Raw genomic sequence first — 25835 nt, forward strand, 5'->3', positions numbered from 1 at the left:
CAGCCCCGGATGCGATGACATCCGGGGCAATAACAGTCGTCGCTGCCGTATTTTGTAAGGGATAATCTATGAGAAATGTCGCGCCTGTTGCCTTACTGCTGGCATTAACGCTCTGTACCCTGCGGGTGAATGCCGAAGATGAACCGCAAATTATTACGCCGGAAGGACTGGCCACTAGCCAGATGCTTCCCTCGCTGGACGGCGCGGTTGCCGATCTGCCGCTAAGTGCCGCCGCTCCCGGTAGCCTGACGCTCAACGACGCGGTGAGTCGTGCCGTGAGCTGGCATCCTTCTATTCGTGAATCCATCGGCAAACTGCTCTCGCAAAACGAGCAAATCGACGTGGCGAAGTCAAAATATTACCCGCAGGTTTCTGCCGGAATGAACAACGGTTACAGCAATACCTACACCGACCACGGCTTCAGCCCGGCGCTGGTGATTTCGGTATCGCAAATGCTGTACGACTTCGGCAAAGTGGCAAGCCAGGTCCGCGCCGAGACCGCCGGAGCCGCACAACAGCAGGCGAATGTGTTACTCAGTATTGATACCATCGCCCACGCCACCGCCAACGCGATAGTCCAGGTGCAGACGTGGCAGCAAATGGTGGACGCCGCCGAAGAGCAGCTCACCGCCTTAAACGGCATTGGTCGACTGACCCGTCAACGCAATGATGAAGGGGCAACCTCGCTGTCAGACGTGGTGCAAACCGATGCGCGTATCGAGTCTGCACGTTCTCAGTTGGCGCAGTATCAGGCCAATCTCGACAGCAGCAAGGCAACGCTGATGAGCTTCCTCGGCTGGAACTCGCTTAACGGCATCAGTAATGAATTCCCGGTCAAACTGGACAGCAGTTGTGATGTGGTCAAACCGGACGATAAACTGGTTCCCGCGGTCCTGGCGGCCTGGGCGCAGGCGAATGTGGCGCAGGCAAATCTCGACTACGCCAACGCGCAGATGACGCCCACCATCTCTCTGGAACCGTCGGTTCAGCACTATCTCAACGACAAATACCCCAGCCATGAGGTACTCGACAAAACCCAGTATTCTGCATGGGTAAAAGTTGAGATGCCGCTGTATCAGGGGGGCGGACTCACCGCCAGACGCAACGCCGCCAGCCATGCGGTAGAATCTGCACAATACTCCATCCAGCGCACCCGACTCGAAGTACGGCAGAAATTACTGGAGTCCCGCAGCCAGGCGATGAGCCTCGCCACCGCCCTGCAAATTCTACGTCGCCAACAACGGCTGAGCGAACAAACGCGCGAGCTTTATCAACAGCAATATCTGGACCTTGGCTCGCGCCCGCTGCTCGACGTGCTTAACGCCGAGCAAGAGGTGTATCAGGCCCGTTTTGCTGAACTCCAGACTCAAAACCAGCTGCGCCAGCTCCAGTTGAACTGTCTCTATAACACCGGCTCGCTTCGCCAGGCGTTCGCCTTAAATAATCGCAGCATTCAATCGGTGGAGATCAAGCTATGAGCAACCTCGATTCACATGCGGATGATGTAATTGGCGAACACGCCCTGAGCCAGTGGGCGCAGGCGATGACGCATATTGCCAATCACTATCGCGTGGCCTGTTCTCCTGGCGCAATCCAGGCCAACGCCCCATGGTTTGCGGGAAAAAGCCGGGCCACGGCCCTGTCGCAACTGGCGCGTCAGGTGGGACTGTCATTTCATGCGCTGAATACCGCCACGCAGGCGTTCGGTCAATGGCGCCTGCCGGTGGTGGCGGAACTGCGCGACGGCCAACTGATGGTAATAGAACATTTTAACGGCGAAGATACGTTAGATGTTTTCATCATCGCCGAAGAGGGCCAGCGTAACAGGTTAACGATTGCAGAACTTCTGCCGGAGATCATGAGCATTACCGCGCTGCGCCCGCTGTCGGCGCTGAAGGACAGTCGGGTAGACCGCTATATTTCGCGCTTCAAGCCCGACTGGATGCGCGAACTGGTGTTAAAGGACATCCGCCCTTACCTGCCGGTCATGATTGCCGCCTTTCTGATTAACGTCCTGTCGCTCGCCGGGATTATCTTTTCCATGCAGGTCTATGACCGGGTGATCCCCGCCCAGTCTTATCCGACGCTGTATGTTCTCTCTACCGGTGTTCTGGTAGCGGTGCTGTTTGGCTTTTTGCTGCGCGAAGCGCGTACCCACATAATGGACCTGCTCGGCAAACGCGCCGATATGCGCATTTCCGATCGCGTGTTTAGCCACGCATTGCGGCTGCGCAACAGCGCCGTCCCCCGCTCGACGGGGAGCTTTATTTCTCAACTGCGCGAGCTGGAACAAGTTCGCGAGATGATCACCTCTTCGACCATGTCGACCATTGTCGATCTGCCGTTTTTCTTTCTGTTTATCGTGGTGCTGGCATTTATCGCCCCGCCGCTGGCGTGGATTGCACCCGTCGCGGCCCTGCTGATGATCCTGCCTGGCTTGCTGTTACAGAAGAAGCTGGCTGTGCTTGCCAACCAGGCTGCCCATGAATCCACCCTGCGCAACGCGGTGCTGGTCGAAAGCGTCCAGGGGCTGGAAGACATCAAGCTGATGCAGGCGGAAAACCGCTTTTTACAGCAGTGGAACAGCTATATCCGTATTACCGGAGAGTCAGGGCTACGCACGCGTAAGCTGACTCAAGGGCTGATTGGCTGGGGCATGTCGGTACAAAGCCTGGTCTACGCCGCCATCATTATGTTCGGTGCGCCGATGGTCATTGAAGGCACGATGACCACCGGCGCCGTGGTGGCGGCTTCAATGCTCGGTTCCAGAATGATTGCCCCGATGGCTAATCTGTGCGGCGTGCTGGCCCGCTGGCAACAGGTTAAGGCGGCGAAGATGGGATTAGACAGCATCATGCAGCTTCCCACCGAAACGCAGTACGACGAAGACCGGGTGCATCAGGAGATTTTTCACGGCCATTATCTGTTTGAGAACGCACACTTTCGCTACCACAGTGACGATCAGCGCGTTCCACTACGGATCTCGCGCCTGGAGGTCATGCCCGGCGAACGGGTGGCGATCCTCGGGCGTAACGGTGCCGGAAAATCAACGCTGCTACAGGCCATGGCCGGCGGCGTGGAGATTATCCAGGGCGATGTCCGGCTCGATAACCTGAGTCTGGCGCAAATCGATATGGCCGATTTACGCCGCAACATCGGTTTTCTCAGCCAGAATGCGCGACTGTTTTTCGGCACCCTACGCGAGAACCTGACCCTCGGCGCACCGCACGCCAGCGACGCGCAGATCTTCGAAGCGCTGGAGGTCAGCGGCGCGGCTGCTTTCGTTAAACAGCTCGCCAAAGGGCTGGCGCATCCCATTATGGAAGGCGGCAACGGTTTGTCCGGTGGACAACGGCAGTCGATCCTGCTGGCTAGAATGCTGCTGCGATCGCCCAATATCGTGCTGCTCGACGAACCCAGCGCCTCGCTGGATGAACATACCGAGCGGGAATTTATTCAGCGCCTCAACCAGTGGTTGGGTAACCGCACATTGATTGTCGCCACCCATCGCGTACCGGTTCTGGAACTGGTCGAACGCGTGGTGGTGTTGAAAGAAGGTCAACTGGTCATGGATGCCCCGAAAACGCAGGCGTTGAATGCGAGCCGGGCACCTGCCCCTACTCACGGTCGGGAGTGGAAAAATGAAAACCAATCCGCATGATGCCGCTATGGACGACCTCGATATTCGCCGCGAGCACCGTTTTTCCGGGGCCAGCCGCATTATTCTGCTCAGCACGCTGCTGTTTGCCGTCCTGGGTATCTGGGCATATTTCGGCAAGCTGGATGAAGTCTCAACCGGCAGCGGGAAAGTGATCCCCAGCTCGCGAGAGCAAGTCTTGCAATCACTGGATGGCGGTATTCTCGCCGAACTGACGGTCCGCGAGGGAGATAAAGTCCAGGCTAATCAAATTGTTGCTCGCCTCGACCCCACCCGTTCAGAGTCCAACGTTGGGGAGAGCGCCGCCCGTTATCGCGCCTCACTGGCCTCCAGCGCAAGGCTCAATGCCGAAGTTAACGATCTGCCGCTGGTCTTTCCCGATTCACTGCGCGCCTGGCCGGATCTCATCGCCTCCGAAACTCGCCTGTATAAAAGCCGCCGCGCGCAGCTTGCGGATTCAATGGCGGAACTGCAGGATGCGCTGGTCTCGGTAAATAAAGAGCTGGCCATCACCCAACGGCTGGAGAAAAGCGGTGCCGCCAGCCACGTAGAAGTGCTGCGCCTGCAACGCCAAAAAAGCGATTTGGGATTAAAAATTACCGACCTGCGCTCGCAATACTTTGTGCAGGCGCGGGAAGCGCTGTCAAAAGCTAACGCCGAAGTGGATATGCTGGCGGCTATTTTAAAAGGACGCGAGGATTCCGTCACCCGCCTGACCGTACGCGCGCCGATGCGCGGTATTGTGAAAAATATCCAGGTCACCACCATTGGCGGCGTTATCCCGCCCAACGGCGAGATGATGGAGATTGTGCCGCTGGACGATCATCTGCTGATCGAAACCCGCCTGTCGCCGCGTGATATCGCGTTCATCCATCCCGGCCAGCGGGCGCTGGTGAAGATAACCGCCTATGACTACGCCATTTACGGCGGCCTGGAAGGCGTAGTCGAAACCATCTCACCGGACACCATTCAGGATAAAGTGAAACCGGAAATCTTCTATTACCGCGTGTTTATCCGCACCCATCAGGACTTCTTACAGAACAAACTGGGACGCCATTTCTCCATCGTACCGGGCATGATTGCCACAGTGGATATAAAAACAGGTGAAAAAACCATCGTCGACTATTTAATCAAACCGTTTAATCGTGCAAAAGAAGCGCTGCGTGAGCGCTAAATCCTTGAGGATTAGGGGTTGTGGGGGCTGGTCACGCGTGTCACAAGTCTGTTATACTTGTCCTAACACATTGGGGCTGATTCTGGATTCGACGGGATTCGCGAAACCCAAGGTGCATGCCGAGGGGCGGTTGGCCTCGTAAAAAGCCGCAAAAAAATAGTCGCAAACGACGAAAACTACGCTTTAGCAGCTTAATAACCTGCTCTGAGCCCTCTCTCCCTAGCTTCCGCTCTTAAGACGGGGATCAAAGAGAGGTCAAACCCAAAAGAGATCGCGTGGATGCCCTGCCTGGGGTTGAAGCGTTAAATCTAATCAGGCTAGTCTGGTAGTGGCGTGTCTGTCCGCAGGTGCCAGGCGAATGTAAAGACTGACTAAGCATGTAGTACCGAGGATGTAGGAATTTCGGACGCGGGTTCAACTCCCGCCAGCTCCACCAATCATGATTGGACAGTGATAGGACATCACTAGCAATAACAGGAAGTTAGTAGTCTCAGCAGGACACCGACCAGACGGTGAGGGGACAAAAAAGGATACGCAAAGGAGCCGCGGCTCCCGAGTGACATAAAAGCCCGCTTATGCGGGCTTTTTTATATCTGAAGACGATTGATAACTTTTGGTATGTAACTTTTTGTTGAATCAGGGGTCAGAAATTTTTATGACTAAGGAACTGCTTAAAGCCCTGTGTCCCACTTGTGGAGGTCTACGTAACTGCACCATACATGGAGAGTTGACCACCAGTTGGGAAGATCAAAAATATCCAGTTTATGGATATCATTACCACCACCTTCTTCAATGCAATGGCTGTGAAACGGTTTTTTATCATCATAATGAGCACTTTAGCGAACATACTACTCATGAATACAGCAATGGTGAGCTTATAGAAACGCCGATTGATATGGTCACTACCTACCCATCAAGTGAAACATTTCAACCACCAGCTTGGCTATCCAAACTTGAATCAGTCGATGGTCAACTATTCCAAATATTCAATGAAATGTATTCCTCTTATAACTCTAGTCATTTCATTCTATCCTCCATTGGTTTGCGCACGATCTTCGATCGTACAGCTGAACTCTTACAAATCCATCCGGGTCTGCCTCTTGGCGAAAAAGTAGAAAAATTAAAGCTGGATGGATTTATCGGAGAAACTGAAGCACTTGTTTTAACGTCAGTAATTAATGCTGGTAATGCAGCCGCACATCGAGGTTGGAGTCCAAACAAAAGCGAATTTGAACAAATGTTAGAAGCTCTTGAAAGTTTTGTTCAAAGAACTCTTTTAGGTAAAAAATCACTTGAGCATATAACTGAAAAAATTCCCCCCAAAGCTAAAAGACCTAAAAAAAACACTTAATCATGAGATATTTTCGATTGGCTATTTTTACTTAAGATTGAGAGTTGGGGTATTAATTCAAGATAGCTTTAGAACTACCATCATATCCTTCATGGGGTGTCGTGGGTCGGAGGTTCAAATCCTCTCGTGCCGACCAAAAATCCTCGAAGAACCAGCCTGTTACGGCTGGTTTTTTTATGCCTGTTTTCTGAACGGGGAATAATCGGGGAAAAACCCCGACACAAAACATCGGCTTTACCGTAAAGTTTAAGCTATTCACATAACCGGGCAGTCATCAAACTCCGCGTTCCTGGCATCATTAATGATGTACGTGATAACTCCAAATATTGCGTGTGAGGAATTGTAGCCATCACCATCTTCTGGTAGCGCTTCCCTTCTCCCGTTCTCCAGATTTATCAGGTGGGGCTGAGGGTGAGTTCGATATCGCTTGCTCCTGAATTCCCCGTCGATTGCACATATCAGCAATGAGCCATCACAGGCAGTAAGTGACGCATCCACAACCAACAGCGCCCCCTGAAGTATTCCTTCCCTGAAATGTGAACGTGATGCCCGCATGAAATAAGTCGCTGCAGGCTGGCTGATAAGCAACTGATCGAGGGAGATCCTTGTTTCAACGTAATCACTGGCAGATGAAGGGAACCCCATGGCTATAGTCCTCCGTTTGTTTGGATTGAACAACTGAAAGGTACGGTTCTCGCCTTCCTGCGTTGATACATCGCGGAACGTTGTCACATACCACTCGATCCATTCGTTGGCCTGCTTCATCGTCCAGTGCCAGTTAACCTTGCTCAGTTCCTGGACAAATCGCTGTGTGGTGACAGTCTTCCGGCCATTCGGTTCTTGCTGTATCGAAGCATGCCAGGCTATTTCAATATCGCTACGTCGTGGCATCATTACACCCTCTCTTGAACACTGGATAAAAACACAGTACAAGTACTGCATATTCATCCAGTAAAGAGGCAATGAGCAATGTTCGTGGAACTCATTTATGACAAAAGGAATTTTGATGGTCTGCCCGGTGCAAAAGATATCATTCTGGGCGAATTGACCAAGAGGGTTCACCGGATCTTCCCCGATGCTGATGTTCGGGTTAAACCGATGATGACACTGCCAGCGATCAACACTGATATCGTAACCCTTACCAGACAAGACACACATTCGCCACCAGCCATATTAGCCGTGGAGCCAACCTATTTTGGCTGGCAACTCAGATGGGCCATAAAGGCCCAGAAATGTTGTTTAGGCATTATGGTCGATATCTGAAAGAGTACGATAATAATACTTCACTACAAACATTGAATTGCAAACAAAACTAAAGAATAATCTCTGCTCTTGAATAGAGTAGAGATGTGAAGATGACCCCAGATAGAGTGATAGCCTTAGTAGCAGCTATTGCAGCATTGGTATCTGCAATAGCTGCTTTAATGGTTGTTGGACAGGCTAGTTTACAAAGAAAACTATCTTATAAACCACAAGTTGTATTTAACCCTCAGTCATTTACTTATAAACTAAACAATAATAAAAATGACATATTCAACAGAATCCATCTAAAAAGAAGTAATAACACTCATCTAAATAAAAGTAACATAGCTATAAACATTGGACTTGGAGCCGCGCTGGATGTAGTTATCCATTGGGAGTATGAATATCAAAAATCTATAGATACAATAAACTCATACTTCAGTAAATTAGAAAGGCCGACTAAGATTTCGTTGTATGAAAATGAATTAACAATTGATAACGCAGATCCCGAGATTGGATATCAATTTGCCTCACGTTATGGAGAGGATACTCATGATTATATTCTATCATTCAATCAAAACCCTGCACTAACAGAAATACTAATCCCATTTCCCTGCATATCTTTAAATTGTGCGATTTTAATCTACTCACTAAGTGCCGAAGGTAAGGTAAATAGAGATTTACCAAAACTCACACTCACAATAAGCTATAAAGATATAGGTGGTAGTAAATTCAAAGAGGAATACGATATAGAAGTAGACTTTTATAACATAGTTAATAACGACGATGATATCTTGATGAATGGGAAAATTACTTTCAACAAAATTGGTATAAAGGAAAAGACAGTAAAGGGACTTGAAGGTATCCGCAAAAGATACGCCGAATTCATCAATGATAAAGACTTCAATAAAAACAGCATGTTATAGGATTACGGATGCTGGTTCAACTCCCGCCAGCTCCACCAATCATGATTGGATAGTGCCAGGACAGCACTAGCAAAAACAGGAAGTTAGCAGTCTCAGCAGGACACCGACCAGACGGTGAGGAGACAAAAAAAGATACGCAAAGGAGCCGCGGCTCCCGAGTGATAAAAAAGCCCGCTTAAGCGGGCTTTTTTATGCTCTTTGACCCGTCCTGAATAGCGTTGGCACGTTCCAGACTTAAATCCGGAGAACGTGATGATAGATGAATACGAACAAGCAGATTAATTTCCTGATACCCCTTTTTATTTAACAGTGAACGACCTAGCTTAAAGAATATCCCTATAAGCTTAAAATCGTCACGATAAAAAGAAACGTATTTTTTAGAACATTCGCCATTTAAACGTTCGACATCGCTAGACAACCCCGATAGAGGATCGTGTAAAAATATCCAGTTAACTTCTCCATGAACAACTCTTGAATTTTCCTACTAAATACATATATTACGCATCCCGTTCAGTACATAGAATAACCTTTGATTTTTTTAATTGATATTGGAGTTACGAATGTCAAATAAGAAAATTTCGCGGAGCAATGGGGCAACAGGCCCCGTTAATAAGGTTGTCGCATGGTCAACAATCGCTTTGCAGGCCCTGTATCCTGCCCTTCTTAGCTTCACGCCAACCATTAGCCATGCGTCAGCCGTTAAGGCATCGCAGACCGCCGCAGAACAGCAAGAACTGCGCGGCCTGTCTTCTCTCGCCGCGCAAGCTGGCAGAAGTATTGAAAACGGCCATGCGGGCAGTTTTGCTGCCAATACCGTCTCAGCACAGGCAACGAAGGAGGTGGTAGAGTGGCTACAGAAGTACGGTAATGCGCGTATTCAACTCAACGTCGATGACGCTTTCTCGTTGAAAGATTCGTCGTTCGATTTCCTTTATCCGTGGATTGATACAAAGCAGCATGTTTTATTTAGCCAGACATCGCTTCACCGTACCGATGACAGAACCCAAACTAATATCGGTATGGGTTATCGCTACTTCACGGCGGATAATTCAATGCTGGGCGCAAACTTATTTTATGACTACGATTTAAGTCGTCATCACGCACGTATGGGTGCAGGCGTTGAGTATTGGCGAGATTATTTACATGCAGGCGCAAATGCTTATTTAAGATTATCAAAATGGAAGGATTCCCACGATCTGGATGATTATCAGGAACGTCCGGCGGATGGATGGGATATCTATACCCAAGGTTGGTTGCCATCGTATCCGCAACTGGGCGCATCGCTTAAATATGAAAAGTATTACGGCAAGAATGTCGGCCTCTTTGGCAGCGATCATCTTCAGGAAAATCCGTACGCCTTTACAGGTGGGATCAGCTATACGCCGGTTCCGCTAGTTACGCTTTCCGCTGAACACAAGCAGGGGCAGAGCAATACTCATGATTCACGCTTCGGCGTAGAGATTAACTATCGCCCCGGCATCCCGCTGGCGAAGCAGTTGGATAGCGACAATGTTGCGTTGATGCGCGAAGTTCAGCACGGACGCTACGATTTTGTCGAACGAAATAACAATATTGTTCTGGAATACCGCAAAAAATCGGTTCTGAAAATCCGCCTGCCTGAAAGCGTGCAGGGGGAAGGTGGCGCCGTTGTTCCGGTGACTATTTCACTGGATAAATCCCACTGGGGCATTCAGTCGGTAGAGTGGAACGATAGCGCATTTGCCGCCGCTGGCGGGCGCATTTCCGGTAGCGGCACGTCATGGCAACTGACGTTACCCGCTTATACACCAGGCGGCACCAATCAGTGGCAGATCGGCGCAACGGCGCGAGATGTTAAAGGAAACGTCTCTAACTATGCAGTGATGAGCGTAACGGTGACGGGGAATTCAGCCTCTGTCGGCACAATGGATTTTACATTGAACGACGAGCAGCAACCGATCATCGCGGCTGATGGGAAGTCACAGCATCCGGTTAAGCTGGTGCTTAAAGATACCAATGGCAATCCGTTAACAGGGCTTGCACATGACATTGAATTGTCTTTGGCATTTACGCCTGACGCACAGAAAAATCGTGAGCGTTCGGCACAGGCTCCAAAGCTTGGTGAAGTGCAGGAAACCCGTTCCGGGGTGTATACAGCGATGCTGACGCCCGGTTTAACGGCGGGGACGGCACGCATAACCGCTAAAGTCCTGGGTAAAACAGAAACCCTGACAGTGACACTTAAAGCGGTTTCCGCCGAGTCGGCAAAATCGACATTCACAGTAATGCCCATGGAGCAGGTCGTTGGGCACCCGATTAACCTGGCGTTAGAAGCAAAAGATAAAGACGGGAATGCCATCACCGGCGACGACGGCTTACGTTTTTATGCAGTTTCAGCCAGCGGCGAGATCCGTTTTACTGCAGTAGAAGAGAAAGACGGCGTGTACAGCGCTAAGGCAACATCTGAACTGGCTCAGGCGGCACGCATTGGTGTGACGTCACAAAAACATGATTTCTCCGGACTGGAAAAACAAGCCAACTGGATTGCAGACAAAACGCAGCCGGTGGTGCAGGCGTTTAACCTGACCAGAGACAATGCGCTGGCGGATGGCAAACAGAGTAATGTCGCGGTCGTTACCCTGACCGACCCTTATGGTAACGCGCTATCCGGATACACGGTCACCCTGGCGTTACCGTCACAGGTCAAGGTTGCGAATGGCGAGAACGTTGCCACCACCGATGCCAAAGGTGAAGCAAGATTCTCACTGACCAGTTCAACACCGGGAACCTATGAGGTTACGCTGAACGTGGGGAACATCAGCTCATCCCTAAGCGTCACATTTGCCTCTGCAATGGAGGGGGCAACATTGTCTCTGACAGCCAAAGACAATGGCGCAATCACCAATATTGCAGCAAACGGTCGCGATGGAGCCACACTTGAGATCATGCTCAACAATACCAACGCGTCGGTTGAAGGACAGAAAGTGGAGCTTATCGTAACGCCACAAGGGCTCGTGTACCCGGACAAAATCACCACCAATAAAGAGGGTTACGCGACGGTAACGATAACAACGGTTAAGGCGGGTCATTACACTGTTAATGCCAGGGTTACAGATGGGCAGCACAGCGTTGAGTCCTCAAGCGTTGACCTGGAATTCGTACCTGATATTAACAGCGCAGTGCTGAATTTGGCGGCACCTGCTGAGAGCATCGTGGCAAACGCATCAGCTACGCATGAAATTCAGGTACAGGTTGTCGACGGTGAGAACAACCCATTTAGTGGCGACGTGCACCTGACCAGTACCCCTGCCAATGGATTAAAACTGGGCCAGTCAGAACTGACATTGGATGAGAAAGGAATGGCATCGACAACCTTTGTTGCCACAGAAGCCGGGCACTATCAATTGCAGGCAACCTTTATCAAAGAGGGTAAACGCGTTACGGCGGGTAAGGCGATTGAGGTGGTATCAGATCTGCAAAATGCAGCGTTGACGATCGAACCGTCAACCACATCCGCCGTAGTGAGTGATGTTGATAACGTGGCGTTTACCCTGCATCTGAGCGATACATCGGGGAACAGCGTCAGCAACCGTAAGCTGAAGATTACGGCCACAGGCCCATCGCCACGCGATCCTCTGGTGATTGATAATACGCTTGTCACCACCAATGCTTCCGGTACTGCGACCGTAAATGTCCACGGTCAAAAGGCGGGTCGTTACACGCTGACCGCCACATTGGCTGAACACGGTAGCAACGTCTCGGCAAATGCTTCGCTGATGCTGAATGCTGATGCCCAGAATCCAGTACTCACTCTGGAGCAGGATTTTGGCTACGTCGTTGCCAACCTTGAGCCGGTGGGCTTTATGGCCCGATTGCGGGATAAATTTGGCAATCCGTTAAACGGCAGTGTCGAATTTAGCGCAGGCAGCAGAGCCAAACCCGACAGCGGAACCTTTACGATGACACCGGATAAAACCAACTTTAAGTTAGGAAATGCCTACTCTGAACTGAGAACGGATACTGCTGGTGAAAGTTGGGTGAAAGTGAAGGCAACGACGGGAGATAAAACGTTGGAAAAAGAACTCACCGTCTGGGTAGTTGAGAATCATCAACCGAATTCCTGATCGGGATATAAACAGGAGATAGCCGCAGCATGGCGGCTATCTCCCTTTCTATATATTGTCCACACGTCTTCTACCCACTAAGACTCAGAACTGTAATAGGTATAGCAAAGCTAAGTTCACTCTCGACGATTCCCCCTCCCCCGTTGATTTTAAAACAAGCAGCAATATAATAAAGGGGCTGGAAATATCGGCAAAGCCTCAGGTAAAATATTTTCAGACTGATGGCTACATTATCAAAATTAATTTATCACGTGACAAACTACGCAGGGAGACTTGAATCAAGTATCCAGTACTGATGTTTACACCACATTAATGACACATGACATATATCATCAATTCGGAGATCTGCATTTTCACTCTCAAAAATGTGGCCCGATAAATACCTTACCCCAAAAGTGTTAAATTTTTATTATGATTATTTTGCGGAGAGTTTATGAACAAAATATATCAAATAAAATGGAGTAAAGTCCGTAATTGCTGGTGTGTGTGCTCCGAACTGGGAAGGAAGAACACGAAAAAAAAGTCCAGGGCGTTATTAGCCGGTGCTGTAGCGCTATGTTCATCAATGGCCTTTGCTAATGATATTGATGTCAGCACAGATAACACCGTTGATTTCGGCGAAAAAAACCAGTCTATTAATTACCATATCAATGTAAAAGATAATGCTAACCTGGTAATCAATGCGCCGGACTCTCGCCCCCGCCTGACCTTCACATCAGGTGGTGGGCTGGATATTACCCAAGGAACAGTGCGTATCAATGGCGAGCTAAACGTTCTGCTGAGAGGTACGGGTTACCTAAACGTGTCCAATGCAGGCAGCGAACTCTATGCTGACGACTTATATGACAGCGCATCAGACAACTGGCGAACTGGTGGTTATTTTAACGTGTCTGATGGCGGTAAGATTCATGTTAAAGGGACCAGTCGTCTTACCTATGAAAGGGGAAACATTAGCGGCGAAGGTAGCCAGGTAAATACACAAACATTCTTTATGGGTGTTTTCAAGAGCTACGGTGGCGATCAATTCCTGTCGGTTAATAACAAGGGTGAAATTAACGCCAGTGAGAAATTAAGCCTGGGGTATTATAATCAAGATTCAAATACCACGCTGGTGGTATCTGACATGGGAAAAATATCTGCCCCAGAAATTAGCTTGAGTACGAACTCAGAATTAGCATTAGGCACTCAAGAAGGTGAGAAAGCTAAATCTGCAGGGGTTATTGACGCCAAGAAAATAGAGTTTGTCTGGGCTGGCACGGACAATAAAAAAATCACATTGAACCACACCAGTGATAACGCCAATATAACAGCTGATATATCAAGCGGCAGTGAGGGGCTGGGTAATATCAATGCGCTAAATGGCACAACGTTTTTATCTGGTGATAACTCAAAATTTAGCGGCAACGTAAAAATTGCCAGGAATGCCACCCTTGGGGTTACGCAGAACCTGGGAACCGCTGATATTAGCAATAGCGGCAAACTCTTACTGAACGCCCAGGACAACATGGAGTTTACCAATAAGGTTGCGGGGAACGGAATTATCTCCGTCGGCGCCGGAAATGTGGCGTTATTAGGTGATAACACCGCCTTTAAAGGAAAGATCAATGTTGAATCGGGTGCCGTTGCAACCGTGTCCGATCAGAAAAACCTGGGCTCTGCCGGGTTATCCGTTGACGGGAAACTGCAGCTCAATAGCACCAGCGACTGGTTGTTTAGCCACCAGATTTCTGGGTCTGGGATCCTGGGGGTCGATACGGGAAATCACGCTTTCTCTTTTAAAAATAGTACAGCGACCTCTGGGTTCACTGGTGCTCTGGCATTACAAAATACGACATTCAACCTGCAGGGAACCAACACCGATGCTCTTGCAAAAGCAGGGCTGATTGCAGGAAAAGGGAGTGAAATTTCACTGGGCACAGGCACACAGTCCATCGGAAGTCTGGCCTTTTCTGGCGGTACCATTGAGTTTGGTAACATTACCCCCGGCATACACCAAACCGACAAAATGGTGAATGTTAAAGACCGGTTAGACCTGACAGGGTCTGGTGCTGTGCAGGTGGATCCTGTGGGCGTAGTGGACGCCATATCTCAAGGTATTGATACCGGTCTCTCCTTAATGGAGCAGGAAGACGCCAATGCGGAAATTAAACTGGTTTCCACCAATTCAGCAACCGTTGTAACAGGAGATGCCGGAAACCTGCAACTGCAGGATCTGAACGGTAACGCGATAACAGATGCTGTTCAGCATGACATCAGCCAGGACGGGCAGGTTGTAGCAAAGGGAACATACGACTATCGCCTGACCAGCGGGCAAAACCATGACGGCCTTTATGTGGGCTACGGTCTGACGCAGATTGAACTACAAGGACAGGGTCAGAATGCACTGAGCCTGAACGCCAACGGAAAAGTCGGGGCGGCTGCGGAATTGAGTTCCCGCCTGACCGGCTCCGGAGATCTGGCGCTCGACAGCCAGAAAGGCCACACAGTTTCACTATCTGGTTTGAATAATGATTACACCGGTCTGACCGATTTGCGCAGCGGTAATCTACTGATGCTCAATGATAATGTCCTGGGCCATACAGCAGGTCTGCAGATGGCAGAAGACACCGTTTTGGATATGAATGGGCATAGCCAGACGATTGGGCAGCTAACCAGCGCAGCGGGATCAGTTCTGAATATTAATGGCGGTAGCCTGACGATTTCTAACGGCGGAACATCCGCGGGGGCATTGGTCGGCAGCGGTAATCTGAATATAGATAACGGTGTCTTTAGCGTGAAGGGCTCTAATGCGTCCTTAAGCGCAACAACGGCCATCGCTTCCGGCGCAGAGGTCACTCTGGACAATGTTCAGGGATTGGGGACCGGAGATATTATTGCCGATGGTCATCTCAACCTCAATGCCGTTGAGGGACACTTGTCCAACAACCTTAGCGGTAAGGGTGAAGTTTCATTCAGCGAATCTAACGTCGCTCTTAAGGGGGATAACAGTGGATTTAGCGGCCAGCTTAACCTGGATAAAAACACACAATTAGTGGCGTCAGCCGCCGAACATCTGGGGGAGGCGACGATTCACAATCAGGGTGACGTGATCCTTAACAGCATGGATGACTGGACCATGCAAAACCAGGTCGATGGCAGCGGTAATATCATCAAGCAGGGCCAGGGCACTGTCACTCTGACTGCGAATTCCACCTATACCGGCACCACGGATATTCAACAAGGGGGGCTGATGCTGGGTCAGGAGGATGCGCCTGTTACTTTAGCGAGCCAGCAGGTCAATATATCTTCGGCCGGTATGCTTTCAGGCGCGGGAACGGTATTAGGTAGTATCCATAATGCCGGACTGTTTGTTGCCGGAAATGGAGCATCAGGCCACTTTACTGTTGGCGGAGATCTCACCAATCAGGGTGCGATATCTTTGGGGAATATTGGACAGTCCGCCGGCAACCAGCTGATTGTTGAAGGAAATTACCACGGCAACAATGGTCATATTAATTTTGATACGGTTCTGGGGGACGATCGTTCGGCCACCGATAAGCTTATTGTAAAAGGTGATACTACTGGCAATACTCAAGTAAGTGTCACCAATGCAGGAGGCCAGGGCTCACAAACTCTGGAGGGGATTGAGCTTATTCATGTTGATGGCCGTTCTGATGGTGATTTTGCTCAGAGCGGGCGTATCACTGCGGGTGCGTATGATTATTCATTGGTTCGAGGTCAGGGGGCTAACAATAATCACTGGTATCTGACCAGTCAGTTGATTAATCCCGAAAAACCGGTTTCGCCCACAGAGCATATGCTTCGCCCGGAAGGAGGAACCTATACCGCGAACCATGCTGCTGTAAACACCATGTTCAACATGCAGCTACACGATCGCTCGGGCAAAGCTCAGTACACAGATGTGTCAACCGGAGAGATGAAAACCACCGGTATGTGGATGCGTCAGGCAGGTAGCCACCAAAGTTGGTATGACGGTAGCAGCCAGTTGCGTACTCAAAGTAATCGCTATGTGATGCAGCTCGGCAGCGATATCGCGCAGGGCTCAACCAACGGGCATGATAGCTGGCGTCTCGGGATCATGGCCGGATATGGCCATGACAATAATCAGACCCGCTCATCAGCAACGGGTTACGCCTCGCGAGGTAGCGTCAATGGCTACAGCACTGGCCTTTATGCCACGTGGTTTGCCGATAACACTGATCATAAAGGCCTGTACTTCGACGGTTGGGCACAATATGGATGGTTTGATAACCATGTCAAAGGTGAAGGACTGGCTTCTGAGTCCTATAAATCCAAAGGTCTGACGGCATCTGTTGAAACAGGGTATACCTTTAAAGTTGGCGAATTCTCAGGCAGCAAAGGAACCGTTAATGAGTGGTATGTTCAACCGCAGGCGCAGGTTACCTGGATGGGGGTCAAATCAGATGACCATCGGGAAGCTAACGGAACGCGTATCGAGATGAATGGTAACGGTAATATTCAAACCCGTCTTGGAGCCAGAGCCTATCTGAAAAGCTTTAATAAAATGGATGAGGACAAAGGCCGCGAATTCCAGCCATTTATTGAAGCTAACTGGCTCCATAATACACGCAGTTTTAGCACAAAAATGGACGACGTTAGCGTCAGCCAGGAAGGTGCACGCAATCTGGGAGAGATTAAACTGGGTGTCGAAGGCCAGATTACGCCAGATTTAAATCTGTGGGGTAATGTGGGCGTCCAGATGGGAGACAACGGTTACAACAACAGCGCGGCAACGTTAGGACTGAAATATCATTTCTAATCAGCCCGCAACAAAAGATAGCCGGGGTGTTTTCGACAGCACCCTGGCTACTGCCATAACCCCAAATATATCGACGCTTGCATTATTCTCATAGCCAGGCGAGCTATGAGAATAATGAGCACTTAAATAGTACCAACCGTCATCCCATCCCTCCCATTTTACTGCTCAAAAGGAGGGAAAAAACGACTCGCTTTTAACAAAGCCATTCAAAACCTTACTTATCAACCGGATAATCCCGATTAATCCACGCATGTTCCTCTTCCCAGGTGAACATCCATTTGCGTACCGGGCCCGCCATCACGTTGAGGTAGTAGCTGTCATATCCTGCCAGGGTTGCCACCGGGTGATACCCTTTTGGCACCATCACCACATCGCGGTTATAGACTGCCATACACTCGTCAAGCGATCGGTCGTCGGTGTATACCCGCTGCAGACAGAATCCCTGCGGCGGGTTGAGGCGATGGTAGTAAGTCTCTTCCAGATAGGTCTCCTGCGGCGGATTGTCGGTATCATGCTTATGACTTGGCCAGGAACTGGTACAGCCTTCGTTGGTCCACACTTCCACCACCAGCAGGCTATCAGCAGGTTTATCTTCCGGTAAAATGTTATGCACGTAACGCTGGTTGTGACCTTTGCCGCGCGCTTCCCCGTCGATATCCTTAGGGGCGATCAGCCGTGTTGGGTGTGTGCCTTTCCCCGGCGCAGCGCAGACCGCCAGCTCTAGTCTGGTCACTGCCTGAACCTGTATGGTTTCACCAGCAGTGACATAGACCGCCCACGGTTTTATCCGTTCGAACGGGCTCATCCGTTCGCCGATATCTGTAAAGGTTGCACCCGGCGTGGTGATGGTCGCGCGTCCGGCGACCAATACCAGACAACGTTCTTCGCTGACGGCGGGCAGCGTAAGCTGCTGCCCCTCTTCCAGTTCGTACGCTTTAAAGCCAACATATTCCCAACCGGCGCTTTCCGGCGTCACTGACTGCGTACGCCCCTGCGCGTCCGGCTGCTGCCAACGTGATAATAAACGTGACATATCACCTCCTCAGATAAGACCAGCGTCACGCGCCAGACGGCTAAGGTTGTTATAGCCCAGACGCGCATATGTCAGCGGATGCGCGATGGCCGGATCTTGCTCCGCCTCCACGACTAACCACCCCTGATACTGGTTCGCCTTCAGCAAGGCCATGATCGGCGGATAGTCAACGCAGCCATCGCCCGGCACTGTAAAGACCCCACTCAGTACCGCATCGAGAAAGCTGGTTTTGCGATTTTTGACATCCGCCAGCACGTCGGCACGCACGTCTTTACAGTGAACATGGTTGATACGCGATGCCCAGCGCTGCGCCACCGCCAGCGGATCGGCCCCGGCGAAGGTCAAGTGTCCCGTGTCGAGCAACAATCCAACTTCATCACCGGTATTCGTCATCAGATTACCCACATCTTCAGCAGATTCAATCACCGTTCCCATGTGGTGGTGATAGGCAATCTGTACCCCCTGCTGCTGGGTGTAGCGCGCAAACTCGGTGAGCTTTTCACCGTATTCTTGCCAGCGCTCTTGCGGGAAGCGCGGACGCAGATGTACCGGCGTCTGCTGCTCGCCGTGAATGCAGCCACTGACTTCGGCAAAGACCAGCACCTTGGCCCCCAGCTCGCGCAGTAACATCAGATGTGACTGCACGGCGGCAATCTCCTCCTCCACGCTGCGTTCCAGCAGACGTCCGGAATACCAGCCGGAAACCAGTTGCAGGTCGTGACGCTGCAAAATGGGGCCGAGCAGTCGCGCCTCGCGCGGGAATTTATTACCCAGTTCGAAACCAGCAAATCCGGCCTCTTTGCCCTCGCTCAGACAAGTATCAAGCGACGTCTCAGCGCCCAGTGAAGGAAGATCATCATTCGTCCATGTCAGTGGATTAATACCTAATTGTACCGTCATTATCTTCTCCTGAATTATGCTTGTCCGCGCTCGCGCCACCAGGCGATAAGCTGCAGGTAGTTATCTTTAATGCGCGCCACCAGTTGCGCATCGTCAATATCGTGTTTCAACCACGCGCGGGAAGCGTCGCCAAACAGCGTGCGTCCCACGGCAAATCCTTTCACCACCGCATGACCCGCAGCCGCTTTGAAATCAGCGCGCAGTTGCTCTGCCGGTGCGTCCAGACCAAGGATCACCACGCCACGGCAGTGCGGATCGCGCCGTTCAATAATGTCACTCAACGCCGTCCAGCCAGCAGAAGTCAGCGGTGGGAGTTTCCACCAGTCGGGGTAAATCCCTAAGTTGTAGAAGCGGGAAATAGCGCGCAAATACAGTTCATCACTGCGCGGCATACTGGCCGGCAAAATCACCTCCAGCAGCAGCTCATGACCAGACTGGCAACAGGCGCGGTACACCTCGGCGATTTTCTGTTCTTGCTCCAGACGCAACGCGTGGGCATCTTCCGGATGGAAAAAAACCAGACACTTCACCACATGTTCCTGCGGCCAACTGATGAGCTGCGAGTCAATATTGCCGTGTTCCATCTCCAGCGGGCGAGATCCCGGCAGTTCGATAGGGCGACCTATCCACCAGCCCTCTCCGGTTATCGAATTCAGCGCATCCTGACCAAACGTACCGTCGCAAAGCAGCCCGGCCTTGCCCTCCAGCCCGGCGCTGTTGGCCGCTTCACGGCTGGCCTGCAAAATAAGCTGTTTCAATGCCGGAATACGCTTCAAAGACGCACCGCACTGTAGCGCCATCTCTTCAAGCTGACTGCGGTGATCGAAAGCCATCACGCACAGTTCCGGCCATGTGCGACGGCGAGTCGTCACGCGATGCAAATGGTTGAGATGCGGATCGAGATCCGGACGCGGAACCTCCGCAGCACGAGAAAGATAATCATCTAGCTCAACTTTGCTCGGCATCGCCGGCGCACAGCCGTGACGCGATACCACCAGCGCACCACAGGCATTAGCATAGCGGCACGCCTGCTCCCAGCCCTCATCGTTCAGGTAGCCGCGCAGCAGGCCGGACATAAACGCATCCCCCGCCCCCAACACGTTCAGCACCTCCACGCGTACGCCGGTCACCGTCAGGCCATCGTCCAGCCGGGCCGGGATCGCGTCGGTATACACCGAGCTACCGAGCGCACCGCGCTTGCAGACCAGCGTCGCGTTACTCACGCCGCGAACCTGCGACAGCGCCTGCAGCGTATCGGTACTGCCGCCCGCGATATGAAACTCCTCCTCGGTGCCGACAATCACATCAAAAAGATGCAACACCTCCTGCAACTGACGGGTGACCTGATCGGCGGCGATAAAACGTGTTTCGCCGTCGCCTAAGGATGTAAGCCCCCACAGCACCGGGCGATAGTCGATATCCAGCGCCGTACGCACGCCGTGACGCCGGGCGTAAGCCAGCGCCGTCAACACCGCCTCGCGGGTTTGCGGATGAGAAAGATGCGTCCCGGTGATGGCAAGACAACGAGCAGAAGCGATGTACTGTTCATCAACATCGCTGGCGGTAATCGCCATATCCGCGCAGTTATCACGGTAAAAAATCAGTGGGAAGGTGTCCCGGTCTTTAATGCCGAGTAGCACCAGCGCTGTCAGGCGGTCTTTATCGGTAATCAGATGGCTGGTATCGCAGCCTACCTGGTTTAATTCTTCACGCAGGAAACGCCCCATATGTTCGTCGCCAACCCGCGCCAGCATTGATGAACGCAGTCCCTGTCGCGCCGTTCCGTAGGCCACGTTGCCGGACGATCCGCCAAGATATTTGGCAAAGCTCGACACATCTTCCAGGCGTGCGCCAATCTGCTGACTGTAGAGGTCAACCGCCACGCGGCCCATGCATATCACATCAAACTGCTTTTCCACGTTGATACCTCTTCAGACAATGTCGTTCACATTCAGCCAGCGGCCTTCCTGGTGCGAGAGTGCGATGGCGTCAAGCACACGCGACACCTTCCAGCCCTCTTCGAAGTCCGGCCACATCGGCGCGTCGGCGGCAATGCCGTCCACCAGATCGCGCACTTCCACCGTTTTCTGGTCGTTAAAGCCGATGCCATGCCCGGCTCCCATACAAAACGCGCCGTAGTCCGGATGCGCCGGACCAACCAGTAAAGTGCGAAACCCCTGGCGGTTGACCGGATCGTCATGCAAATAGAGCTTCAGCTCAGCCATGCGCTCCTGGGTAAAACTGATGGTTCCTTTGGTCCCGGTAATCACATACGACAACCCCATCTTGCGGCCACAGGCGACGCGAGAGGTTTCAATCACCCCTTGCGCACCGCCTGCAAAGCGCACCATCGCGTGGGCCTGATCTTCGTTCTCTACCGTCACCATTTGCGAGGAACCGACCTGCGCCGGACGCTGTGGCACCACGATCTTCAGGTCGCCGCAGACCTGATGAATATCCCCAACCAGGTACTGCGCCATATTGACGATATGCGCCGCCAGATCGCCAAGTGCCCCCAGACCCGCCGTTTCTTTAAAACAGTGCCAGTGGATCGGCGCAAGCGGATCGGCCATGTAGTCTTCGTTGTGGGTGCCGTAGAAATGGATCACCTCGCCAATTTCTCCGCGCTCAATGATCTCTTTCGCCAGCTGCGCCGTTGGGTTCTTCATATAGTTGAACCCCACCAGGGTTTTCACTCCTGCCCGCTGTGCAGCCTCAACCATTTCACGCGCGTCGTGGGCGTTCAGCGCCAACGGCTTTTCCGAGTACACATGCTTGCCGTGGCGAATCGCTTCCAGCGCCATCTCTTTGTGCAGATGGTTGGGAGAGCAGATATCCACCACATCAATGGCCGGGTCGGCCACCAGCGCCCGCCAGTCTCCGGTTGAGCGATTGAAGCCAAACGCCTGCGCCCGCTCGGCGGCCAGCTCCGGAGAAACTTCCGCTACCATTTCACGCACCAGTTTGCCGCGCAGGTTAAACACCGTCGGGGCCTGGGCATAGGCGATAGCGTGCGCCTTGCCGATATACCCGGTGCCAATCAATCCAATACGAACCTCTTTCATCATGATCCTCACAGTGCGCCGCGACGGCTCTTGGCGTAGGTATCGAACGCCACCGCCAGAACGATAATTAAGCCGGTAATAATTTGTTGGTAGTAAGCCGAGACGTTCATCAGCACCAGACCGTTAATCAGGATGCCCATGATGATCGAGCCGATAATGGTGCCGCCGATACGCCCGTACCCACCCATCAGCGAGGTGCCGCCAATGACCACCGAAGCGATGACGCGCAGCTCAAAGGAGATCCCGGCGACCGCTTCCGCACTGCCTAAACGCGCACTGAGGATGAAGCCCGCCAGCCCGGCCAGACAGCCAATCAGTACGTAGACGCTCACCAGCACGCGCTTCACATTGACCCCTGCCAGACGCGCCGCCTCCGGGTTGCCGCCGATGGCGTATACGAAGCGCCCCCAGCGGGTTTTATGCAGTGCCAGGTAACCGCCAATAGCGACCAGAGCAAAGATCCAGATTGGAATCGAAATGCCGAGCAGTTCGCCGCGTCCCCACCAGCGGTATCCCGCGTCGAAACCGGCAATCGGCGCGCCGTCGTTGATCACCAGCGTCAGGCCGCGCCAGATGGTCATCCCGCCGAGGGTGACGATAAACGGCGGCAGACGCAGGCGGGTCACGCCGAGGCCATGCAGAAAACCAATCGCGGTGCCCATCGCCATACAGATACCAAGACCAATCAGCCAGCTCATGCCGCCCCAGGCGTTCGGATCGACGGTGGTGAAGTTGTCGCCCTTGATCACATACGCGGCGGTCATAGCGCAGACCGCCAGGATAGAGCCCACCGACAGATCGATGCCGGCAGTCAGAATGACAAACGTCATCCCCACCGCCATGATCCCGTAGATGGAGACTTCGGTCAGAATGTTGAAAATGTTGCGTTCAGAAAGAAAATTGCTGTTCTGCAACTGAAAGAAAATCAGCAGCAGGATCATAAAAATCAGCACCCCAAAGCGCTCAAAAAAGGCAATGGGATCAAGACGTCCACCGCGTTTGGCTGGAACCTGCGTTTTAGAAATAATCTGCGTCATGAGTCACTCCGTTATGCCGCATTCAGGGCGTTATGGTTGATGGCCATCATCGTCATTAGCCGCTCTTCGTTGGCGTCATCGCCGTGGATCTCGCCAGTCACCCGACCTTCACTCAACGTGATGATCCGATCGGAAACCGCCATGACTTCCGGCAGATCGGAGGAGATCACAATCACCGCCACGCCCTTTTTCGCCATATCAAACAGCACCTGATGGACTTCTGATTTGGTGCCAACATCGATGCCGCGCGTCGGTTCATCCACAATCAACACCCGAGGGTTAAGCGCCATGCAGCGCGCGAGGATCACTTTTTGCTGGTTTCCGCCGGAGAGCTTGCGCACCTCCTGCGCACTGTTGACCATTTTGATCTGCAGCGCCTGGCGGTAAGACTCAATCAGGGCATCTTCTTTGCGGGTATTCACAAACCAGCGCCAGTGCAGCAGTGACGACAGGCTGGAGAGCGACAGGTTGTCGCGGATCGACAGCCCCAACACTGCACCCTCTTTTTTACGATCTTCCGGTACCAGCGCCAGCCCCTGATCCAGCGCAAACAGCGGATCGCGCGGCTGATACGGCACGCCATCAAGTTCAAAGCTGCCGGAGGTAAAACCGTCGGCGCCAAACAGGCAGCGGGCCACTTCGGTGCGCCCGGCACCCACCAGTCCGGCAATACCTAATACTTCGCCAGCATGTACGTGGAAGCTAATGTCGTGCAGCGCGATGCCATGCGGATCCAGCGGCGGTTTTTCGCGGCTAAGCCCCTTCACCGCCAGACGCACAGGTTTATCTTCATGGTGAGTTTCGCTGGCCGGGCGGCGATTAAAGGCCACATCGCGCCCCACCATCAGGCGGATCAGCTGTTCTACGGTGGTCTGTGCAACCGCGCCATTCCCGGTGAATCGTCCATCCTGAAAAACGGTGAACTGGTCGCAGAGTTGAAAAACTTCATGCAGGCGATGGGTGACGTAGATAATGCTCACGCCACGCCCTTTAAGTTCCCGCACCACCCGGTGCAGACTTTCTACTTCGCTGTCGCTCAGCGCGGCGGAAGGTTCGTCCATGATGATCAGCTTCGCGTTCAACGTCAGCGCCCGCGCAATTTCCACCATTTGCTGCTGCGCCACGCTCAGTCGGGCCACGGCCGTGGTTGGCGCAACGTTCAGTTGCAGGTAATCCAGAATCACCTGCGCCTCCTGATTTACCGCCTTTTCGTCCACAATCAGATTGCGTTTACGCGGTTCGCGTCCGAGGAACATATTCTCGGCGACGGTCATATTGGGCAGCAGATTAAATTCCTGATAAATCGTGATAATGCCCTTGTTCTGCCGCTCAACCGGAGAGTCTTCTACCGGCAATGTTTCGCCGTTGAACCAAATATCCCCGCGTGTTTGCGGCTGTGCGCCCGCCAGCGCTTTCAGCAGGGTCGATTTTCCGGCACCGTTCTCACCTAACAGCGCATGAATTTCGCCTGCTCCGACAGTCAGTTGTGCGCTGCTCAGCGCCCAAACGCCGGAAAAGCTTTTCGCCAGGTCGGTCACTTTCAGTAAGGGTTGCGACATCGGTCTGCTCCTCCTTTAGAGGGAGCCGCCGTAACGGCGGCTCCGGACATATCAGTTACCGGCCTCACCGATACGCTCAGCCTGCTGCAAATTTTCTTTAGTGATAAGCGTTGGCGGGTAGTCAGCCCCGGTGATCGCAGTCTTCTCACGGACGTTATTCACCAACTGGCTCATGGCCGTTTTCACCGCAAAGCCAGGACGTTGATCCGCCGTCACTGCCAGCCAACCGTCGCGCACACGCGCCAGTGCTTCCGGCACGGCATCGAATCCCGTGACCAGAACTTCACCCGGCTTCAGTCCTTGCCCCTGTAACGCTTCAATCGCGCCCAGCGCCATATCGTCGTTAGCGGAGAGGATCACCTGCGGACGCTTCGGCAGCGAAGGCAGCACGCTTTCAACAATGCGCATCCCTTCAGAACGCATCCAGTTACCGGTCTGATCGGCAACGATCTTGTACTTTTCACCACCCGCCTTCAGGCTGTCGCGAATACCTTTAGTACGTTCAATGTTGGAGGAAGAGCCTGGCTGGCCGGTCAGCAGAATAATGTCTGCCCCGTCTGGGAATTTGGTTTTGACAAAGTCGCCAATCGCCTGGCCGCCTTTGTAGTTGTTCGCGCCGAAGTGCGGCACTTTTTTCTGGCTGTCAACGGAGCGGTCGAGCGTGACCACGGGCAGTTTCGCATCCTGAATTTCATCTACCGCGCTGGATACCGCGTTGACATCGTTCGGCGAAACAATAAAGCCCTGTGCGCCACGAGTTATGGCGTTTTCCAGGTCAGCGACCTGTTTTGGCGAGCTACCCTGCCCGTCCAGGACCTGTAAATTCACGCCCATCTCTTTTGCGGCTTTCACCGCCGTGCGCTGCATGTGAACTTCAAATGGCATCGCCAGGTTTGGCGTACTGAAAACAATTTGCTCGTTTTCAGCAATGGCTGCCCCGGATGTCATGGCGATGAGGACAGCTAAGATCAATTTTTTCATTATTATGTCTCTCTGTGTAGGGTAGG

The 25835-nt window shown here is 52.3% G+C and carries 15 protein-coding genes, 1 other RNA gene and 3 pseudogenes; 11 read left to right on the top strand and 8 right to left on the bottom strand.

Translation table 11 applies throughout. The annotated features are described in order from the left end of the window. The first annotated feature begins 68 nt into the window (after positions 1-68). The 5 genes from OGV57_RS07935 (at position 69) to OGV57_RS07955 (ending at position 6183) form a co-directional block, all read left to right on the top strand. On the top strand, positions 69-1478 hold the full coding sequence (locus OGV57_RS07935; RefSeq protein ID WP_003845860.1) for a TolC family outer membrane protein: 1410 nt from the start codon (positions 69-71) through the stop codon (positions 1476-1478). After that, complete coding sequence (locus OGV57_RS07940; RefSeq protein WP_054528700.1) at positions 1475-3661, top strand: type I secretion system permease/ATPase; 2187 nt, start codon at positions 1475-1477, stop codon at positions 3659-3661. Before OGV57_RS07935 ends, OGV57_RS07940 begins: the two co-directional genes overlap by 4 nt. Positions 3662-3668: 7 nt before the next feature. Beyond that, a complete protein-coding gene (locus OGV57_RS07945) occupies positions 3669-4832 on the top strand; it encodes a beta-barrel domain-containing protein (protein ID WP_085951585.1) in 1164 nt (387 codons plus the stop codon). A gap of 72 nt (positions 4833-4904) precedes the next feature. After that, positions 4905-5268, top strand: a transfer-messenger RNA (tmRNA) gene (ssrA, locus tag OGV57_RS07950). 219 nt (positions 5269-5487) lie between these two features. Continuing rightward, positions 5488-6183, top strand: coding sequence for a DUF4145 domain-containing protein (locus OGV57_RS07955; RefSeq protein ID WP_016150826.1), 696 nt, complete (start codon positions 5488-5490; stop codon positions 6181-6183). 255 nt (positions 6184-6438) lie between these two features. Here OGV57_RS07955 and OGV57_RS07960 read toward each other — a convergent pair whose 3' ends face one another. Further along, positions 6439-6828 carry a HumD family translesion DNA polymerase gene (locus OGV57_RS07960; RefSeq protein WP_032948127.1) on the bottom strand — a complete coding sequence of 130 codons (390 nt, stop codon included), beginning with the start codon at positions 6826-6828 and terminating at the stop codon, positions 6439-6441. 150 nt (positions 6829-6978) lie between these two features. On the opposite strand from OGV57_RS07960, the pseudogene OGV57_RS07965 reads away from it, so the two are divergent. From OGV57_RS07965 to OGV57_RS07990, 6 genes and pseudogenes are all read left to right on the top strand, one after another. Continuing rightward, positions 6979-7059, top strand: a pseudogene (locus OGV57_RS07965) (DinI family protein); the annotation flags it as partial. Positions 7060-7152: 93 nt separating this feature from the next. Continuing rightward, positions 7153-7311 (top strand): annotated as a pseudogene (locus OGV57_RS07970) (DinI-like family protein); the annotation flags it as partial. Next, positions 7311-7499: pseudogene (locus tag OGV57_RS07975) on the top strand (integrase); the annotation flags it as partial. The pseudogenes OGV57_RS07970 and OGV57_RS07975, both read left to right, overlap by 1 nt. A gap of 33 nt (positions 7500-7532) precedes the next feature. After that, a complete protein-coding gene (locus tag OGV57_RS07980) occupies positions 7533-8351 on the top strand; it encodes a hypothetical protein (RefSeq protein WP_213190914.1) in 819 nt (272 codons plus the stop codon). A gap of 560 nt (positions 8352-8911) precedes the next feature. Next, positions 8912-12454 carry an inverse autotransporter beta domain-containing protein gene (locus OGV57_RS07985; protein WP_054528702.1) on the top strand — a complete coding sequence of 1181 codons (3543 nt, stop codon included), beginning with the start codon at positions 8912-8914 and terminating at the stop codon, positions 12452-12454. A gap of 433 nt (positions 12455-12887) precedes the next feature. Beyond that, entirely contained in the window at positions 12888-17234 is a 4347-nt protein-coding gene (locus tag OGV57_RS07990) for an autotransporter outer membrane beta-barrel domain-containing protein (protein WP_071684359.1), read from the top strand. A gap of 214 nt (positions 17235-17448) precedes the next feature. Here OGV57_RS07990 and iolB read toward each other — a convergent pair whose 3' ends face one another. From iolB to OGV57_RS08025, 7 genes are read right to left on the bottom strand one after another with little or no spacing between them, the layout of a single operon-like run. Then, positions 17449-18267: a 5-deoxy-glucuronate isomerase gene (gene iolB / locus OGV57_RS07995; RefSeq protein WP_049014726.1), complete on the bottom strand. Its 819-nt coding sequence runs from the start codon at positions 18265-18267 to the stop codon at positions 17449-17451. A gap of 9 nt (positions 18268-18276) precedes the next feature. Further along, the gene (gene iolE / locus OGV57_RS08000) at positions 18277-19167 is read right to left on the bottom strand and encodes a myo-inosose-2 dehydratase (RefSeq protein ID WP_048232633.1); all 891 of its coding nucleotides are present in this window, start codon (positions 19165-19167) and stop codon (positions 18277-18279) included. A 14-nt stretch (positions 19168-19181) separates the two neighbouring features. Further along, positions 19182-21086: a bifunctional 5-dehydro-2-deoxygluconokinase/5-dehydro-2-deoxyphosphogluconate aldolase gene (locus OGV57_RS08005; RefSeq protein ID WP_286530950.1), complete on the bottom strand. Its 1905-nt coding sequence runs from the start codon at positions 21084-21086 to the stop codon at positions 19182-19184. 12 nt (positions 21087-21098) lie between these two features. Next, complete coding sequence (locus tag OGV57_RS08010; protein ID WP_008321518.1) at positions 21099-22232, bottom strand: Gfo/Idh/MocA family protein; 1134 nt, start codon at positions 22230-22232, stop codon at positions 21099-21101. An 8-nt stretch (positions 22233-22240) separates the two neighbouring features. Continuing rightward, complete coding sequence (locus tag OGV57_RS08015; protein ID WP_003839791.1) at positions 22241-23269, bottom strand: ABC transporter permease; 1029 nt, start codon at positions 23267-23269, stop codon at positions 22241-22243. An 11-nt stretch (positions 23270-23280) separates the two neighbouring features. After that, the gene (locus OGV57_RS08020) at positions 23281-24828 is read right to left on the bottom strand and encodes a sugar ABC transporter ATP-binding protein (RefSeq protein ID WP_003839789.1); all 1548 of its coding nucleotides are present in this window, start codon (positions 24826-24828) and stop codon (positions 23281-23283) included. Between the two features lie 51 nt (positions 24829-24879). Then, the gene (locus OGV57_RS08025; protein WP_032949851.1) at positions 24880-25809 is read right to left on the bottom strand and encodes a sugar ABC transporter substrate-binding protein; all 930 of its coding nucleotides are present in this window, start codon (positions 25807-25809) and stop codon (positions 24880-24882) included. Positions 25810-25835 lie beyond the last annotated feature (26 nt).

It is taken from the genome of Citrobacter sp. Cf087 (assembly GCF_030334285.1).
GTDB classification, from domain to species: Bacteria; Pseudomonadota; Gammaproteobacteria; order Enterobacterales; family Enterobacteriaceae; genus Citrobacter; species Citrobacter freundii.